This window comes from Bartonella sp. AD13SXNS (assembly GCF_042196465.1).
In the GTDB taxonomy this organism is placed as follows: domain Bacteria; phylum Pseudomonadota; class Alphaproteobacteria; order Rhizobiales; family Rhizobiaceae; genus Bartonella.
The window spans coordinates 1-768 of the sequence record NZ_JBHIQI010000091.1; the positions used below are offsets into that span (position 1 = coordinate 1).

2 protein-coding genes are annotated in these 768 nt (G+C 38.7%); one reads left to right on the plus strand and one right to left on the minus strand.

Features of this window, described 5'->3' with window-relative positions:
• The first annotated feature begins 223 nt into the window (after positions 1–223).
• On the plus strand, positions 224–559 hold the full coding sequence (locus tag ACFIMQ_RS09545; RefSeq protein ID WP_375703945.1) for an SH3 domain-containing protein: 336 nt from the start codon (positions 224–226) through the stop codon (positions 557–559).
• Here ACFIMQ_RS09545 and ACFIMQ_RS09550 read toward each other — a convergent pair.
• A partial coding sequence (locus tag ACFIMQ_RS09550; RefSeq protein ID WP_375703946.1) for a hypothetical protein occupies positions 510–768 on the minus strand: 259 nt, incomplete at its 5' end. The genes ACFIMQ_RS09545 and ACFIMQ_RS09550 overlap by 50 nt on opposite strands.

Genomic DNA, 768 nt, shown 5'->3' on the forward strand with positions numbered 1-768 from the left:
TACAGCATCCCTGTTTTCCATACAAAAATAAAAAAGAGGATAAAGCATTCACCACTTTTATATTGAAGCCATCACATAATTTAGGCGTCTAAAAGATCAAATTTCGCCCTCACCATTCAAAATCCTTCAGAAGAAGTAATTGTATGTCTTGCTGTTTTATCAGAACTTAGCTTTTATAAAGAGGGAAGGAAAGGAAATCTCTAAAGGAAGCCTCTGCAGAAAAATGAAAAAGTTCGTAGTTTTTTTTGTGTTTGGCCCTCTCTTTTTAGCCACAACCGTATCCGGAGCCGCGGATGCTGTTGTCACAAGAAATCTTAATTTGAGAACAGGACCGAGTACAACGCACGCCCTTCGTGGTTTAATCCATGCCGGAGAATTGGTATTTGTGCAAACCTGTAAAGGAAATTGGTGCCATATTCAATATAATGCCCACACAGGTCGGGTATCACCTCGTTACCTTTCATCTAAAGATGGCAATGATCCTTATCATACATACACCGGGTTCTCAGTCACAAACCCAACGGCGCACAGTCATTTTCATAACACCCCATGGGAATAACCAAAACTCTACAAGACAACATCATAATGCAAGAAAAATGATGAACATGAAAAGCCACAAATGTCATCACGCACCAAATATCGAAAGAGCGCATTTCACATTCAAAACGCAATGAATATCCTATGAAAGATTCAAGACGCTGAAATAAAATTGCTCCGGAACGTTTTTCTGTTATCGCGATTAAGTTGTAAAATTTGCTATTTCCTTTA

Excerpts from the sequence above, each read along its gene's own strand:
- ACFIMQ_RS09545 (WP_375703945.1), top strand. The coding sequence starts at position 224 with ATGAAAAAGTTCGTAGTTTTTTTTGTGTTTGGCCCTCTCTTTTTAGCC.